The 14622-nt window shown below is 74.7% G+C and carries 14 protein-coding genes; 5 read left to right on the plus strand and 9 right to left on the minus strand.

The features are described from left to right. Positions 1-280: 280 nt before the first annotated feature. Genes ACZ6Z8_RS38230 through ACZ6Z8_RS38245 form a run of 4 tightly spaced genes read right to left on the minus strand, consistent with a single transcriptional unit; the run spans position 281 to position 5665 of the window. Positions 281-1366, minus strand: a complete 1086-nt coding sequence (locus ACZ6Z8_RS38230; RefSeq protein WP_465614572.1) for a DNA polymerase III subunit beta family protein — start codon at positions 1364-1366, stop codon at positions 281-283. Between the two features lie 34 nt (positions 1367-1400). Then, positions 1401-2282, minus strand: a complete 882-nt coding sequence (locus ACZ6Z8_RS38235; protein ID WP_465614573.1) for an RNA polymerase sigma-70 factor — start codon at positions 2280-2282, stop codon at positions 1401-1403. A 33-nt stretch (positions 2283-2315) separates the two neighbouring features. After that, entirely contained in the window at positions 2316-2504 is a 189-nt protein-coding gene (locus ACZ6Z8_RS38240) for a hypothetical protein (RefSeq protein ID WP_465614574.1), read from the minus strand. Further along, positions 2501-5665, minus strand: coding sequence for a DEAD/DEAH box helicase (locus tag ACZ6Z8_RS38245; protein ID WP_465614575.1), 3165 nt, complete (start codon positions 5663-5665; stop codon positions 2501-2503). The genes ACZ6Z8_RS38240 and ACZ6Z8_RS38245 overlap by 4 nt, the downstream gene beginning before the upstream one ends. A 193-nt stretch (positions 5666-5858) precedes the next feature. Between ACZ6Z8_RS38245 and ACZ6Z8_RS38250 the strand changes: the two genes are divergently transcribed. After that, complete coding sequence (locus tag ACZ6Z8_RS38250) at positions 5859-6464, plus strand: YceI family protein (protein ID WP_465614576.1); 606 nt, start codon at positions 5859-5861, stop codon at positions 6462-6464. On the opposite strand, the gene ACZ6Z8_RS38255 is transcribed toward ACZ6Z8_RS38250, so the two are convergent. After that, on the minus strand, positions 6451-7524 hold the full coding sequence (locus tag ACZ6Z8_RS38255; protein ID WP_465614577.1) for a LysR family transcriptional regulator: 1074 nt from the start codon (positions 7522-7524) through the stop codon (positions 6451-6453). The two genes, ACZ6Z8_RS38250 and ACZ6Z8_RS38255, sit on opposite strands and share 14 nt — an antisense overlap. A gap of 117 nt (positions 7525-7641) precedes the next feature. Here ACZ6Z8_RS38255 and ACZ6Z8_RS38260 point away from each other — a divergent pair, with 117 nt between their 5' ends. Together ACZ6Z8_RS38260 and ACZ6Z8_RS38265 are read left to right on the plus strand one after the other, a co-directional pair. Continuing rightward, on the plus strand, positions 7642-8946 hold the full coding sequence (locus ACZ6Z8_RS38260; protein WP_465614578.1) for an MFS transporter: 1305 nt from the start codon (positions 7642-7644) through the stop codon (positions 8944-8946). 9 nt (positions 8947-8955) lie between these two features. Continuing rightward, on the plus strand, positions 8956-9435 hold the full coding sequence (locus ACZ6Z8_RS38265; RefSeq protein WP_465614579.1) for a macro domain-containing protein: 480 nt from the start codon (positions 8956-8958) through the stop codon (positions 9433-9435). On the opposite strand, the gene ACZ6Z8_RS38270 is transcribed toward ACZ6Z8_RS38265, so the two are convergent. After that, positions 9420-10019 (minus strand): GNAT family N-acetyltransferase, encoded by a 600-nt coding sequence (locus ACZ6Z8_RS38270; protein ID WP_465614580.1) that lies wholly within the window; start codon positions 10017-10019, stop codon positions 9420-9422. The two genes, ACZ6Z8_RS38265 and ACZ6Z8_RS38270, sit on opposite strands and share 16 nt — an antisense overlap. A 32-nt stretch (positions 10020-10051) precedes the next feature. Between ACZ6Z8_RS38270 and ACZ6Z8_RS38275 the strand changes: the two genes are divergently transcribed. Continuing rightward, positions 10052-10201, plus strand: a complete 150-nt coding sequence (locus ACZ6Z8_RS38275) for a hypothetical protein (protein ID WP_465614581.1) — start codon at positions 10052-10054, stop codon at positions 10199-10201. Positions 10202-10210: 9 nt separating this feature from the next. Then, positions 10211-11011: a TetR/AcrR family transcriptional regulator gene (locus ACZ6Z8_RS38280; protein ID WP_465614582.1), complete on the plus strand. Its 801-nt coding sequence runs from the start codon at positions 10211-10213 to the stop codon at positions 11009-11011. A gap of 100 nt (positions 11012-11111) precedes the next feature. Here ACZ6Z8_RS38280 and ACZ6Z8_RS38285 read toward each other — a convergent pair whose 3' ends face one another. The 3 genes from ACZ6Z8_RS38285 to ACZ6Z8_RS38295 form a co-directional block, all read right to left on the minus strand. Further along, positions 11112-12392 (minus strand): GNAT family N-acetyltransferase, encoded by a 1281-nt coding sequence (locus tag ACZ6Z8_RS38285; protein ID WP_465614583.1) that lies wholly within the window; start codon positions 12390-12392, stop codon positions 11112-11114. 40 nt (positions 12393-12432) lie between these two features. Continuing rightward, entirely contained in the window at positions 12433-12969 is a 537-nt protein-coding gene (locus ACZ6Z8_RS38290; protein ID WP_465614584.1) for a GNAT family N-acetyltransferase, read from the minus strand. A gap of 247 nt (positions 12970-13216) precedes the next feature. Continuing rightward, positions 13217-14545, minus strand: coding sequence for a C40 family peptidase (locus ACZ6Z8_RS38295; RefSeq protein ID WP_465614585.1), 1329 nt, complete (start codon positions 14543-14545; stop codon positions 13217-13219). Positions 14546-14622 lie beyond the last annotated feature (77 nt).

A 14622-nucleotide genomic window follows, 5' to 3' on the forward strand; every position in this document is an offset into this window, starting at 1 on the left:
GTTGGCAGTCTGAAAATCACCCGTCACGCCCCCTTCCGCACCCACCCCCTCCACCGCCCCCTCCCGCAGCGCGTCCCTCTCGCCTGGGTTGGGTGGGAGGGGTGGGGGGTGGGGGGTGAGGAGGGAGGGGGTGAGGAGGGAGGGGGTGAGGAGGGGGTGGGTGGGGGGTGTCGTGGGCGCGCGGGGCGTGGCCCGCGCGCCCGTGGATGGGGGAAAGGGGTGTGGGGGTCAGGCCCGTTTGGGCTCGTCTGTCGGGCAGTTGAGCGGTGTGGCGATGACGCTAGGGGAGGCGGACGGGCATCAGGACGGAGAAGGTGCCGGTTCGGCCGGGGGTGCGGATGGCGAGGGGGGCGATGGGGCCGCCGAGTTCGAGGAGGAGTTGTTCGGGGTGGGCGGCGCGCAGGGCGTCGAGGAGGAAGTCGCGGTTGACGGCCACCTGGAAGTCGTCGGGGGTGAGGGCGTCGGCGACGGTGAGGCGGCCGTCCTGGGTGAGGGTCAGGACGGTGACCTGGCAGTCGGTGCCCTGGGGGCCGGAGGGGAGGGTGCGGGTGGCGCCGGTTTCGATGGCGGTGCGCAGTTCGGCGGCGGGGAGGGTGATCCGGTGCTGGGGGTCGAGCCGGGTCAGGGTGCGGTGGTCGGGGTAGTCGAGGTCGAGCGGGGTGCCCTCGATGCGGTGGTCGGGGGTTTCGGCGCGGAAGGTGCCGGGGCCGAGGGTGAGGGTGACGTCGGTCGGGTCGGCGGGCAGGAGGGCGCGCAGGGCGTCGACCAGGGCGGTGGGGACGGTGGTGCCGGCGGTCGGCTGCTGGGGCGCGCCGAGGGCGGGCAGTTCGGCGAGGGCCATCCGGTAGCGGTCGGTGGCGACCAGGCGCAGCATCGGGCCGTCGGGTTCGAAGAGCACTCCGGCGAGGGAGGGCACGTCCGGGTCTCCGCAGACCGCGAAGCGGACCGCGTCGAGGGCGGCGGCCAGGCCGTCGGAGGGGACGGTGAGGCGCAGGTCGGCAGGGGTGGTGGTCATCGGGTGCTCCCTCTGTTCGATCGTCGTGCGGATCAGGGAGAGTTCGCGGCGGGCGTCGGACAGGCCGTCCTCCAGCCGGCGCAGGTGGGCGTCGAGGACGCGCTCGGCCTCGCCGCTGCCGGGGGCGGCGGCGAGGACGGCGCGGATCGCCGTCAGCGGCAGGCCGACCCGGCGCAGCCGGGCCAGCAGGCGGGCGTCGGCGAGTTGGCCGGGCCGGTACCAGCGGTAGCCGGTCTGCGGGTCGACCCAGGCGGGGGTGAGCACCTCGGCGCCGTCGTAGTAGCGCAGGGTGCCGACGCCCAGGCCGCTGGCGCGGGCCAGTTCGCCGATGCTGTGCAGCTCGCTCTCCATGCCGGTGACTCTCGGGGCTCGACCTGGTCGAGGGTCAAGCCAGGTGGGCGAGCTTGTGCGGGTTGCGGACGGCCCGGATCTCGGAGACCAGCGGGGTGCCGTCCGGTCCCTCGGTGAATTCGAGCACGGAGACGGAGTCGACGGCGCCGTCGACGGTGATCAGCAGGCCGGGCTGGCCGTTGACCAGGACCGGACGGGCGCCCACGCCCTCGCCCAGCTTGCGGAGCAGGCCGAGCAGGAAGCGGGCGACGTTGTCGGCGCCGGTGACCGGCCGCACCGCGGCGGTGATCACGCCGCCGCCGTCGCTCCAGGTGGTGACGTCGGGCGCGAGCAGGGCGAGCACCCGGTTGAGGTCGCCGCCGACGCAGGCCGCCAGGAACTCGTCGGTGGCCCGGCGGCGCAGCTCCGGCGGGGCGTCGAAGCGGGGTCGGCGGGCGCGCACGTGCGCCCTGGCCCGGCTGCCGACCTGACGGCAGGCGGCCTCGGTGCGGTCCAGTGCCTCGGCGATCTCCTGGTAGGAGAAGCCGAAGGCCTCCTTGAGGACGAACACCGCCCGTTCCAGCGGGGAGAGGCTCTCCAGCACCACCAGCAGCGCCAGCGAGACGGTCTCGGCACGCTCGACGCCCTCGGTCGCGTCCGGCTCGGTGACCAGCGGTTCGGGCAGCCAGGGGCCGACGTAGGACTCGCGGCGGTGGGCGGCGGAGTCGAGGCGGTTGAGGGCGAGGTTGGTGACCGTACGGGCCAGGTAGCCGCCGGGGCTGGCGACCGGGCCGGTGACCTGGCTCCAGCGCAGCCAGGTGTCCTGGACGAGGTCCTCGGCGTCGGCGACGCTGCCGAGCATCCGGTAGGCGATGCCGAAGACCGTCCGACGGTGTTGTTCGAAGTCGGCGAGCCGGGTGTCGGAGGTGTCGGTCACGGTCGGGACGCTACCGCACGGTAGGGGGCTGTTCTAGGAGCGGAAGGTGTCGTAGGCGGGGGCCAGGAGGGTGGCGAGGTCGCGGCCGTGGACGGTGATGCCGGAGCGGCCGAGGCGGTTCAGTGAGGGTTCGGCCGGTTCCTCGTCGGGGGTCTTCAGGGTGAAGTCGCCGCGCCAGTAGGCGGCGACGTTGACCGTCTCGGGCCTCGGTCGTTCGGTCACGCGTCCTCCTCGGCCACGGCGTCCTCGCGGGTGAGGGCGACCAGTTCGCGCAGCGCCTCGACCGGCAGGTCGGTGAGCCAGTGCTCCCCCTCGCCCACCACGGTCTCGGCCAACGAGCGCTTCGCGGTGAGGAGTTCGTCGATCCGCTCCTCGACGGTGCCGACGCAGACCAGGCGGCGGACCTGGACGTCGCGGCGCTGGCCGATCCGGAAGGCGCGGTCGGTGGCCTGCTCCTCGACCGCCGGGTTCCACCAACGGTCGAGGTGGATCACCTGGTTGGCGGCGGTCAGGTTGAGGCCGGTGCCGCCGGCCCGCAGCGAGAGCAGGAACACCCCCGGCCCGTCCGGGGACTGGAAGCGCTGGACGAGCTCCTCGCGGCGGGCGCGCGGGACGCCGCCGTGGAGGTACAGCACCTCCTCGCCGAGCCGGCGCTCCAGGTACGGGCGGAGCATCGTGCCGAACTCGGCGTACTGGGTGAAGACCAGCGTGCGGTCACCCTCGGCCAGCGCCTCCTCCAGCAGTTCGGCGAGCCGGGCGACCTTGCCCGAGCGCTCGCCCAACGGTGAGCCGTCGTGCAGCAGTTGGGCGGGATGGTTGCAGACCTGCTTGAGCTTGCCGATCGCCGCCAGCACCGTGCCGCGCCGCTCCACGCCCCGGATGCCCTCGACCCGCTGGAGCAGGTCGGCGACCACCGCCTGGTAGAGCCCTGCCTGTTCGGCGGTGAGGTTGCACCAGACGGTCATCTCCTGCTTGGCGGGCAGCTCGGCCGCCACCGCCGGGTCCGACTTGAGCCGCCGCAGCACGAACGGGGCGGTGCGGCGCCGGAGTTCTGCGGTGCGCTGGGGATTGCGGTGCACCTCGACCGGAATCGCGTAGCGCTCCTTGAAGCGCTCGGCCGGGCCGAGCAGACCGGGGTTGGCGAAGTCCAGTACGGCGTGCAGTTCGGCGAGCCGGTTCTCCACCGGGGTGCCGGTGAGGGCGATCCGGTGCCGGGTGACGGGCAGCGCGCGGATCGCCCGGGACTGGGCGGTGCCGCTGTTCTTGATGTGCTGCGCCTCGTCGGCGACGACCCGGCGCCAGGGGATCGCGCGCAGGGCGGCGAGGTCGCGCTGGACCAGCCCGTAGGTGGTGATGACCAGGTCCACTCCCCTGACTGCGTCGGCGAGTTGCCCGGCGCCGAGGCGTCCGGCGCCGTGGTGGACGTGGCGGCGCAGCCCGGGGGCGAAGCGCTCGGCCTCGCGCTGCCAGTTGCCGACCAGGGACATCGGGCAGACCAGCAGGGTGGGGCCGGTCGCACCGTCGTGCTTCTCGGCGGCGAGCAGGGCGAGGGTCTGGACGGTCTTGCCGAGGCCCATGTCGTCGGCCAGGACGGCGCCGAGGCCGAGTCCGGACATGGTCCTGAGCCAGGCGAGTCCGCGCCGCTGGTAGGGGCGCAGTTCGGCGCGGAAGTCCGGTGGGAGTGCCGTCTCCTCGGGGGCGCTACCGGCGCCGCCGGTGAGCAGCTCGCCGAGCGGGCCGTCCACCCGGACGCCGGTGACCGGCAGCCCGGCGACCGTCGCCTCGGGGTCGAGGGCGAGCCGCAGCAGGTCGGCGGCGGCCAGCAGGCCGTCGCGCTGTTGGGTGAGGAAGGCGAGGGCGGCGGCGATCTGGGCCGGGTCGGCCTCCAGCCAGGTGCCCCGGACCCGTACCAGTCCCTGTTTGGCGGCGGCGAGTTCGGCGAGTTCCTGTTCGGTGAGCGGGGTGCCGTCCGGGCCGAGCGCGGCCTGCCAGCGGAAGGCGACCACGGCGTCCCGGTCGACCTGGCTGGTGACGGCCAGGGTGCCGGGTGCGGGCGGGGTGGTGGCGCGCAGGGCGAGCCCGAGCCGGGGCCGGCGGCGCCACCAGGCGGGCAGCAGCACGCCGAAGCCGGCCGCGGCGAGGGCGGGCGCGGCGGCGCGCAGGAAGTCGAGGGCGCCGGTCCGGTCGAGCGGCAGGGCGGACGGGCGGGAGCGGTGGCGCAGCCCGTCCAGGGCGGGCCAGCGGTGGGCGGCGCGGGCGAGTTCGGCGGCCAGGACCTCGGCCGGGTCGGCGGGCCCGTCCGCCGGGGCCGGGGGCTGCGGGCGCCGGGTGGTTCTGCGGGCGAGGGCGGCGTACGCCGCGCCGCCCTCGTGGAGGTCGGCGGCGCGGACCAGCAGGGAGGGCTCGTCGACGGCCTGGAGCAGGAACTCCAGCTGCCAGGCGTCGTCGGAGGGGCGGCCTTCGGGGTCGTCGTCGGCGGGGCCGAGCGGTTCGACCAGGCGGAAGCAGAGCCGCAGCGCGGGGTCGGCGGGCTCGGCGGTGGCGTACCAGTCGGTGATCCGGCGGCGCAGCTCGGCGATGTCACTGGATGGGGCGTCGATCTCGCCGGTGCGGGTGGTGAGGGCGTGCAGCCAGCGGTCGGCGACCGTGCCGCCGGTGTCGGGGAAGGGCGTGTCGGCCAGGGCCGCGCGGGCCTCGGCGTCCACCAGGGCGCCCAGGGCGGCTTCGAGCAGCTCCTCGCCGGTCGTCGCGCCGGCGGGCCGTTCGCCGAGCAGGACGGGCGGGCAGCCCGCCGCGAGTCCGGCGGCCTCCCGGCGCCCGGCCGGGGTGGGGTCGGGCCGCCAGCGGGCCCGGGGGTGGCCGTCGGCCAGGACGGGCAGCGGCAGCACCCGGCCCCGGCCGACCGTGCGCCAGGCGAGGTCGTGCACCCCGGTGAGCCAGCGCAGCGAGGGGCCGTAGACCACCTCGACCCGGCCGGTGCCGGGCAGGTCGGTGTCGGTGACGGCCCAGTGCGGGTCGTGGACCTCGCCGAGCAGCTGGGCGGCGGCCCCGGCGTCGAAGAGGAGTGCGGGCACCCGCCAGGGGGTGAGGACGGCGCCGCCGCGCGGCGGGGTGACCGGCAGGTCGGGCGAGGGGGCGGGCAGCGCCCCGACGGTGGGCAGCAGCAGGGTGGCCCAGCGCTCGGGGGCCCGTCCGGCGAGCCAGCCGAGGCCGGGGCCGATGCCGCCGAGAACGGCGGCCAGGGTCCCGGCCGGGCAGGCGAAGGGGTGGGCGCGCGGCGCGGGCCGGTCCGGGTGGGGTTCGGCGGAGCCGTGGGAGCGGGCGTCCTCGGCCCACAGGGCCAGCCGTTCGTCCGACCGCCAGAGCGCGTGCAGGACGAACATGAGGGCCTTCCGGGCTGGTCGGACTGTTCTTCGCAGCCTAGCCGGGTGGTCCGACAGTGACCGTCGGGCCGGACGCGGGGCCGTTTCCGGAAGAAGTCCCGGGGAGATGTGGTTGAAACTTGAACGAAAGCGTCGTACGCTGGAGCCAAGAAGTTGAAGCCTAAACAAATGGCTTCGAACCCGAGGAGGAGCCATGGGCCTGTTCAACCGCACCAAGACCACCACCGCCACCGCCGTCCGGACCCCGGCCGGCCCGGACCTGTCGCACCTGACCGGCGACTGGACCGTCGACGCCATGCACAGCGAGATCGGCTTCTCGGTCCGCCACGCGATGGTCACCAACGTCAAGGGCCGCTTCACCGAGTACGACGGCAAGCTGCACCTGGACGGCGCCGCGCCCGGCAACTCCTCGGCCGACCTGGTGATCAAGGTCGCCAGCATCGACACCAACCAGGCCCAGCGCGACGAGCACCTGCGCACCGGCGACTTCTTCGCCGCCGAGACCTACCCGGAGATCCGCTTCCGCAGCACCTCCACCGAGGCGGTCGGCGAGGACTCCTACCGGATGAACGGCGAGCTCACCATCAAGGGCACCACCCGCCCGGTCGTCCTGGACCTGGAGTACACCGGCAGCGCCACCGACGCCTACGGCGCCGAGCGGGTCGGCTTCGAGGGCAAGGCGGTCGTGGACCGCACCGACTTCGGCCTGACCTACAACGCGGCCCTGGAGACCGGCGGCGTGCTGATCGGCGAGAAGGTCAAGCTCAGCTTCGACATCTCCGCCGTCAAGGCGGCCTGAGCCGCCCGTCCGCCGGCCGCGTCCACCGAGCCCACCGCCCCTGCCTATCCCCCGAGGCAGGGGCGGTGCCTTGCGCGGCGGCGAGCAGCTCCGCGTCCGCCGCGGGCAGCCAGCTGCCCGCCGGGCGGCTCAACCAGCTCTCGGCCGCGCCGAGTTCGCTCGCGGCGGCGGCCAGCGCACGCAGCCCCGGATGGCGCTCGCCGGGCCGGTGCACCAGGCTCACCAGGCACAGCGGCACCGGCTCCACCAGCGGCACGTTCACCGATCCCGGGATCTTCGGCCCGCCGACCGTGGTCAGCATCGGGTCGCCGTGCCGGGCCAGGTAGCGGGCGGTCTCGTCCAGGCCCACCGGCGGGACGTACGGCTCGGCCGCGGCCAGGCCGTGCTCGCGCAGCAGCCGGGCGCCGAGGTCGGCCCACTCGGTGGTCGCCGGGTTTCCCGCGCAGATGTCGACCGGGTGCCCGGCCAGTTCGGCCGGCCGCAGCACCGGGCGGTCGGCCAGCGGGTGGGTGTCCGCCATCATCACCGAGATCCGCTCCAACCGCACCGGCAGCTGGGCGAGTCGGCCGCGCACCGGGGCGGGCAGACCGGCGAAGCGGCCGAACGAGGCGTCCAGCCGGTGCGCCAGCAGCTCGTCGGCGGCCGCGGCCAGACCGCCGTGGAAGCGGGCCAGCAGTTCGCCCTCCGGCCAGGCGGCACGGGCCCGTTGGAGCACCCGGTCGGCGGTGAGGTCCGGGCCGGTGACGTCGCTGTTGAGGTCGAGCAGCAGCGGTCGGGCGGCCCTCGCACCGGCGCCGGCATCGGCCTCGGCGAGGATCTCGTCGTGGAGCGCGAGCAGCCGGCGGGCCCTGGGCAGCAACCGCCGCCCGGCCGGGGTGAGTTCGACGCTGCGGGTGGTGCGGGTGAACAGTGCGTCGCCGAGCAGTCCCTCCAGGGTGCGGACGTCCCGGCTGAGTGCCTGCTGGGCGACGTACAGCCGCTCGGCGGCCCGGCCGAAGTGCAGGGTCTCGGCGGTCGCGACGAAGCCGCGGAGCAGGCGGGGGTGCAGGTCGCGGGGCATGGACGAGAGATTAACAACAAGCTGTTGTGAGTGTGGCGAAACAGGTGTTGGACGCCCGCCCGGCGGCGCGGGGAGGCTTGGCACATCCCCCTTCCGCCCTGCGTCCCAGGAGCCCGATTGCCCCCGCGCGCCCTCCTCGCCTCCTACCGCCGGCTGTTCGCGGCCCCCGGCGCCACCGCCTTCACCCTGGCCGGGCTGCTCGGCCGGCTCGCGCTGTCGATGAACGGCGTCTCCCTGGTGGTGCTGCTCGCGGAACGACGCGGCTCCTACGCGCTGGCCGGGACGGTCTCGGCGGCCGGGCTGGTCACCGGCGCGATCGGAATGCCACTGCTCGGGCGCCTGGTGGACCGGTACGGGCAGTCGCGGGTCGCGGTACCGGCCGCGCTGTACAACGTCCTGCCCCTCCTCGCCCTGCTGCTCTGCGTCCGGCTCGGAGCGCCGGACTGGACGCTGTACGCCTGCTGGGCCGCCTGCGCGGCCGCGCCGAACCTCGGCGGCATGGCCCGGGCCCGCTGGGCGCACCTCCACCGGGACGACCAGGCCGCCCGGCACCTGGCCAACTCCTTCGAACAGGCGCTGGACGAACTCTGCTTCATGGCCGGGCCGGTGCTCGCGATGCTGGTCTGCACCACGGTCGCCCCGGAGGCCGGGCTGCTCGCCTCCGGTGCGCTCGGCACCACCGGCGCCCTGCTGTTCGCCGCCCAGCGGCGCACCGAACCGCCGCTGCCCGTCCGGGTGTCGGACGGCCGACGGCACGGCTCCCCGCTGCGGGTGCCCGGGCTGCGGGTGCTGGTGCTGACCTTCCTCGCCACCGGCATGGTCTTCGGCGCGACCGAGATCACCACCGTCGCCTACGCCGACTCGCTCGGCCACAAGGCCGCGGCCGGCGGGCTGCTGGGCCTGGTCGCGGCCGGATCCTGCGTGGCCGGGCTGCTGTTCGGACTGCTGACGCCGCGCCGGGCGCCGGGGGTGCGCTTCCTCGTAGGGGCGGCCGCGATGGCCGGGGTCCTGCTGCTGCCGCTCGCCGCCGGACTCGGCGGGGCCGGGCTCGCGGTGCTCGGCGTGGTGCTGTTCGCGGCCGGCACCGCCACCGCGCCGACCATGGTGACCGGCATGACGCTGGTACAGGAGCTGCTGCCGCAGCGGCAGTTCAACGAGGGGATGGCGGTGGCGGTGTCCGGCATCGTGGTCGGCATCTCGGCCGGGGCGGCGATCGCCGGAACGGTCGCCGAGCACGCCGCGCCCGGCACCGGCTACGCCCTGCCCGCCGGCGCCGCCGCGCTCGCCCTGCTGATCGCGCTGGCCGGGCGGCGCCACCTGCGCCCGGCGGGCGACGCGGCCGGGGCGGGCGACGCGGGCGACGCGACCGGGGCGGCCGGGGCGCGGGAAAATGCCGAGCGGGTTGTCAGTGCCTCCGTCTAACTTCTAGTCATGGCGGAAATCACCTACGTCCGAGGCGATGCCACCACGCCCCGTGGCAAGGGCGTGAAGGTGATCGCGCACGTCTGCAACGATCTGGGCGGCTGGGGAAAGGGCTTCGTGCTCGCTCTCTCCAGACGCTGGCCCGAGCCCGAGACCGCGTTCCGGCGCTGGCACCGGGAGCGGGCGAAGAACGACTTCGGTCTCGGCGCCCTGCAAATGGTGCAGGTCGAGCCGTACGTCTGGGTGGCCAACCTGGTCGGCCAGCGCGGCATCCGGACCGGCCGCTCCACCGGAGTGCCGGTGCGGTACGAGGCCATCGACACCGGGCTGGCCGCCCTGGCCGAGCGCGCGCTCGAACTCGGCGCCTCCGTCCACATGCCGCGGATCGGCTGCGGACTGGCGGGCGGGCGCTGGTCGAAGGTCGAACCGCTGGTGGCGGAGCGACTGACGGCGCGCGGCGTGCCGGTGACGGTCTACGACGTCGACTGACCCGGCCCAACCGGTCGGGTCGGGTCGACCGCGGCCGCGCCGGGCGCTGACCCGGGCCCGGCCGGCCAGGCGTACACGTACTCGGGCAGCCGGTACCCGCCCGGGAACACACCTTCCTGCGCCCTGACCCGCACACCGCCCTCACGCTCGTAGAAGGCGATCGCGCGGGTGTTGGCGCTCAGTACCTCCAGGTACAGCTCGGCACCGGGGTGCCGTGCGGCGACCTCGGCGCGGGCTGCCGCCAGCAGCTCCCGACCGATCCCACCGCCGGTGAGGCCCGGGCGGACGTGCAGGTTGTCCACCAGCACCCCGCCGTCGGGCTGCGGCACCAGGTAGACGAACCCGGCCGGCTCCCCGGCCCGTTCGGCGATCAGCAACACGGGCGTGTTCTCCGGCGTCCCGTAGTCGACCGTCAGGCGCAGTTGCCACAGCTCGCGCCGCTGGACGGCCAGTCCGTCCCCGAGCGCTTCGTCGGGGACGATCCCGCGGTAGCTGCTGCACCAGCTCTCGGTGTGCAGGTCCGCGATGCGCACGGCGTCCCGCTCTTCGCCGTGCCGAATGGTGATCCGCCCTGTTCCCGTCATGTGACGAGCCTCCCACAGAGATGGAGTTGAACATGTTCAACCACAGTGTCTACAGTTCTGGCAAGCTTTTGAACGCGTTCGAAATCAGCGGGGAGGTGGGCGTGGCACCGGATGCGGAGGGGGTATCCGGTGCCACGAGCACCGACAGCACCGACACCGGGTGGAACGTCGTCTCCGGTTAGGCTCTGCCCGTGGACGACCTGGCAGCGACGAACCGAACGGACGGCGAGAAGGGTGCGGCCGGCGCCTCGGCCGCACCCGGCACGGACGGCGGGCCCATGCCCGGCGGCCGGGCCCAGCCCAAGACCGACAAGAGCGAGGCGACCCGGGCGCTGATCCTGGAGACGGCCATGCGGCTGTTCCAGGAACGGGGCTACGAGAAGACCACGATGCGCGCCATCGCCACCGAGGCGGGCGTGTCGGTCGGCAACGCCTACTACTACTTCTCCGCGAAGGAATTCCTGATCCAGGGGTTCTACGACCGGATGACCCACGACCACGCGGCCGACGCCAGGCGCCGCATGGCCCACACCCGGGACTTCTCCGAGCGGCTGCAGATCGCGCTCACCTCCTGGCTCGACACGGCCGCGCCGTACCACGAGTTCGCCGCCCAGTTCTTCCGCACGGCGGCCGACCCGACCAGTTCGCTGAGCCCGTTCTCCAACGAGTCCCACCCCGCCCGGGCGACGGCCGTCGAGCTGTTCCGCGATGTCCTCCAGGGCTCCGACCTGGCGCCGAAGCTGGACGCCGAACTGGTCGAGCTGCTGCCGGACGTGCTCTGGCTGAACCTGATGGTCGTGGTGCTCTACTGGGTCTTCGACCGGACCGAGGACACCGAGCGGACCAGGGAGTTCGTCCGGCGCTCGACGCCGATGGCCGCCCGGCTGATCAACCTGTCGCGCTACCGGGTGTTCCGGCCCATCGTGCGGGACGCCAAGGGGCTGATCCAGGACTTCATCCTTCCGACGATCGGGAAGACGGCGGTCAAGTAGGCCGCGGCCCCCAGCAGTTGCAGGGCCGAAGGGTGATCGGTTAATCGGCGGAGGCCGGCCCGCGATCCGTGGGCCGGCCTCCGGCGTCGTTCCCGGCCGCTCAGAACTCGGTCGGCGTCCAGGCCCGCAGCGGGGTGCGCAGCAGCAGGTCGGCGGCGGCCGCCGCGTCCGGGCGCAGCTCGGTGAGCAGTCCGGCCGCGGCCAGCCTCGGAGCCGTCTCGGAACCCAGGTAGAGCGAGCCCAACCCGGATGCGCCCAGGGCGAGATCGGCGTCGTCGGTGGTACGGGTGCAGCGCCCGGTGCCGTCCCCGGCGACCTCGATCGCGAACCGGCCGGAGGCGTAGCCGAGCCGGTCCTCGACCTCCAGAACCACCCGGCCCGCGGCGCCGTACGTCCGGGCGCCGAAGGCGGCCTCGACGTCCAGCAGCCGCAGCCACATGAGGTCGGCGTTCGCCGCGTCCGGGACGGCCGCGCGCGGGTCCTGGAGCAGCAGCGGCAACGGGTCGTCCGGGGAGACGCCCTCGACGACGACCGTGCGCACCCAGTCCACGGACAGCACCAGGCGCCACAGGTCGACGGCGGTCGGCAGGTCGAGGGCGATGAAGTCGTCCACGGTGAGCGTGCTGTCGGGGCGAGCGCCGTCCCACTTGTTCTCGACCCGGTAGACCACCAGGCCGGTGACCTCGCCGTCGGCGTTCCGGTGGACGGCGGCGAACGGCTCCTTGAAGCTGTCGCCCGGCACCTGGATCACATTGGTGCTGCGCTCCCACCAGATCTCGTCGCGTGCGATCGCGCCCGGCTGGGTGAGCCGCCAGCGGTCGTACAACTCGGCGCCCAGCTCGCGCTGCTCGGCCAGGGTCACGAAGTCTGTCCGGCCGCCGGGCACCCCGGGCAGGCCCTCGCGCAGACCGCGGGTGCGCCCCAGGTCGATGCGCCAGCCGCAGCCCCAGGTGGCGGGACCGAAGCCGAAGCGGCCGTAGATGTTGTACTCGGCGGCGGCCAGGATGGCGACCGCACAGCCGCGCTCGGCGGCGGAGGCGAGGTCACGGCGCATCATCGTGCTGAGCAAGCCCCGGCGGCGATGGGTGGAGCTGACCGTGACGTTGGTGATCGCGTCGGCCTGGACCACGGCCCCGCCGGGGACGGTCAGTTCGACGTCGAAGCTGCGGAAGGTGGATATCTGGCGGTCGCCGTCGAAGCCGGCCACCATCCGGCCCGGCTGCCACTGCCGACGGCGCAGGTCCGGCGCGACGCCCGCGTGCGGGCGCAGGAAGCCGAAGTTGAGCGCCCGGTTCCACTCCGCCACCTCGTCCACGGAGACGGCCCTGACCTGGATCCCGTTCACGGTGTCGACGGCCGTGTCATCGATGTTCTCGCCCATCGCGCCACCGTACGGCGCACGGCCTGGGGCGGCATCCGAATTATTCGGTGCCCGAACCGACCCGCGATCCGTCGTGCCGCCCGGGCGTCACGACCCAGTGGTTGGTGCGCAGGATCCGGTCCGCGAAGTCGAGGTCCCGCTCGCCGAGCAGCCGGAAACCGAGCGAACGGCAGATCCCGTTGGACGGGCCGTTGGTCACCCCCGGGTTGGCGTGCACCTCGCCCCACCGGCCGTCCGCCGCGGCCGCGTCCAGCACCTCCCGCACCGCCGCCTTGGCGAGGCCCCGGCCCTGGAACTCGGGCAGCACCATCCAGCCGATCTCGGAGACGGTCACGCCCTCCTCCTCGTCCTGCCAGAGCGTGACCAGACCGGCCGCCCCGCCGGGCCCGGCCTCACCGTCCGGCACGATCACCTTGATCCAGGCACTGTCCGCCGCCACCAGGGCGAGGTCCTTGCGCAGCCGCTCCTCCACCGCCTCCCGCGGCAGCGGGCCGCCCAGCTCGGCCATCATCCCCTCGTCGCAGCGCATCCGGACGTACGCCTCGGCGTCGCCCGGTTCGACGTTCCGCAGGTGCACGGCGCCTCCTCAGAAGTGATCGGGCCGCCACGCTAGCGCGGGCCACCGACACCGGCGCACGGGCTGCCGGTCCGCTTCCCTGTGCCGGTTCGGGGTCACCGCCCGGCGCCGGACGGCGGACCGGGATTGACGGGATTGACCGGTCGACGCCCCGGTCACCCTCGACCCGGGGCTCGCGCGGGCGGCGAGCGGCGTGGTCGCGCTCATCCCGGTCCAGGAGCTGACGGGTCGGCCGTGAGCGCGGTCGCTAAGGCCGGGCGTAGTAGTCCGGGGTACCCATGATCCAGAGGCTGGCCTGTTTGACCGGCATGCCGACCCGCGGGGCCTCGATCATCTGGTCGTCGCCGATGTAGAGACCGACGTGGTGGATGTCGGCGGAGCGGCCGGTGTCGGTCCAGAAGACCAGGTCGCCGGGGCGCAGTTGGCGGTAGCTGACCGGGGTGGACTGGGCGTACTGGTCGGCCGCGAAGTGGTTGAGCTGCTTGCCGCCCTCACGCCAGGCCATCATGGTCAGCCCGGAGCAGTCGTAGCCCTCGGGCCCCTCGCCGCCCCAGATGTAGGGCAGGCCGATCTTCGACTTGGCGAAGGCCACGGCGGCGGACGCACCCTCGGCCGACCAGGAGCCGGCGGCGGGCGGCACCGCCTGCGCCCTGGCGGCGGCTGCCGCGGCTGCATCGGCGTCCCGGGCGGCCTGCTCGGCGGCGGCGCGGGCGGCCGCCTCCGCCTCCCGGGCGGCGATCGCCTCCAGCGCCTCGCGGCGCTCGCGCTCCAGCGCGACGGTGGTGTTCCGGGCGGCGGCCAGCTCGGCGAGCAGCTGCTCCCGACGCCGGTGGGCGGCCGCGACCTCGCCCTGCTGGGCGGCGAGCCGCTGCTGCGCCCTGGTCCTGGCCGCGCCGACCTCGGCGGCGGCCCGCTCGGCGGCCTCGGTGGCGGTGCGGGCGGCGGCGGAGGCGCTGCGGGCGGCGGCGGCCGTGGAGGTGGCGGCGTCCAGGATCTGCCGGGTGCGCTCGCTGACCACGCCGACCACGGCGGCGCGGTCGCCCGCCTCGCGCGGGCCGTGGGCGCCGAGCAGGGCGTTGAGCGCGGACAGTTCGGCGCCCGCGCCCTGGCGGTACGTTTCGGCGGCGAGCCGGGCGGCGTCCTCGGCCGCCCCGGAGCGCTCGGCCTCGGCGGCGGCCGCGCGCCGGTTGGCGGCGGTCTCCTCGGCGCGGGCCCGGGTGAGGGCGAGCTGGGCGCCGTTGTAGGCCTCCACGGCCTGTTCGGCGCTGCGGCCGGCCCGGTCGAGTTCGGCCCGGGCGGCGGTGAGCGCGGTCTCCAGTGCGGCGACGGAGGCGGCCTTGGCGTCGGCCTCGGCGCGGGAGCGGTCGATCTCCCCGGCGGACGGGTACGGGCCCTGGCCCACCGGGTCCCGGTTCACCGGGCCCTGGCCCACCGGGTCCCGGTTCACCGGGTCCCGGCCCGACGGGCCCGGGCCCACCGGGGGGTCGGGGTCCGGCGGGGCCGCCTGGGCGGCGGGGAGCAGCCCGAACAGGGCGGTGAGGGACAACAGGAGGGTCGGCAGGATCCTGCGCGCCACGAGACATCCCTTCTCACGGGTCCGGAGGGGACGGCGCCGGCTGCTGCCGGGCGGCGCGCGGGCGGGCGGCCGGGCGG

This window comes from Kitasatospora sp. NPDC101108 (genome assembly GCF_055584725.1).

Coding starts and splice junctions, on each gene's coding strand:
- ACZ6Z8_RS38270 (WP_465614580.1), bottom strand. CDS start 10,019: ATGACGGGAACAGGGCGGATCACCATTCGGCACGGCGAAGAGCGGGAC.
- ACZ6Z8_RS38255 (WP_465614577.1), bottom strand. CDS start 7,524: ATGCCCCGCGACCTGCACCCCCGCCTGCTCCGCGGCTTCGTCGCGACC.
- ACZ6Z8_RS38275 (WP_465614581.1), top strand. CDS start 10,052: ATGTTCAACCACAGTGTCTACAGTTCTGGCAAGCTTTTGAACGCGTTC.
- ACZ6Z8_RS38245 (WP_465614575.1), bottom strand. CDS start 5,665: ATGTTCGTCCTGCACGCGCTCTGGCGGTCGGACGAACGGCTGGCCCTG.
- ACZ6Z8_RS38285 (WP_465614583.1), bottom strand. CDS start 12,392: ATGGGCGAGAACATCGATGACACGGCCGTCGACACCGTGAACGGGATC.
- ACZ6Z8_RS38265 (WP_465614579.1), top strand. CDS start 8,956: ATGGCGGAAATCACCTACGTCCGAGGCGATGCCACCACGCCCCGTGGC.
- ACZ6Z8_RS38250 (WP_465614576.1), top strand. CDS start 5,859: ATGGGCCTGTTCAACCGCACCAAGACCACCACCGCCACCGCCGTCCGG.
- ACZ6Z8_RS38230 (WP_465614572.1), bottom strand. CDS start 1,366: ATGGAGAGCGAGCTGCACAGCATCGGCGAACTGGCCCGCGCCAGCGGC.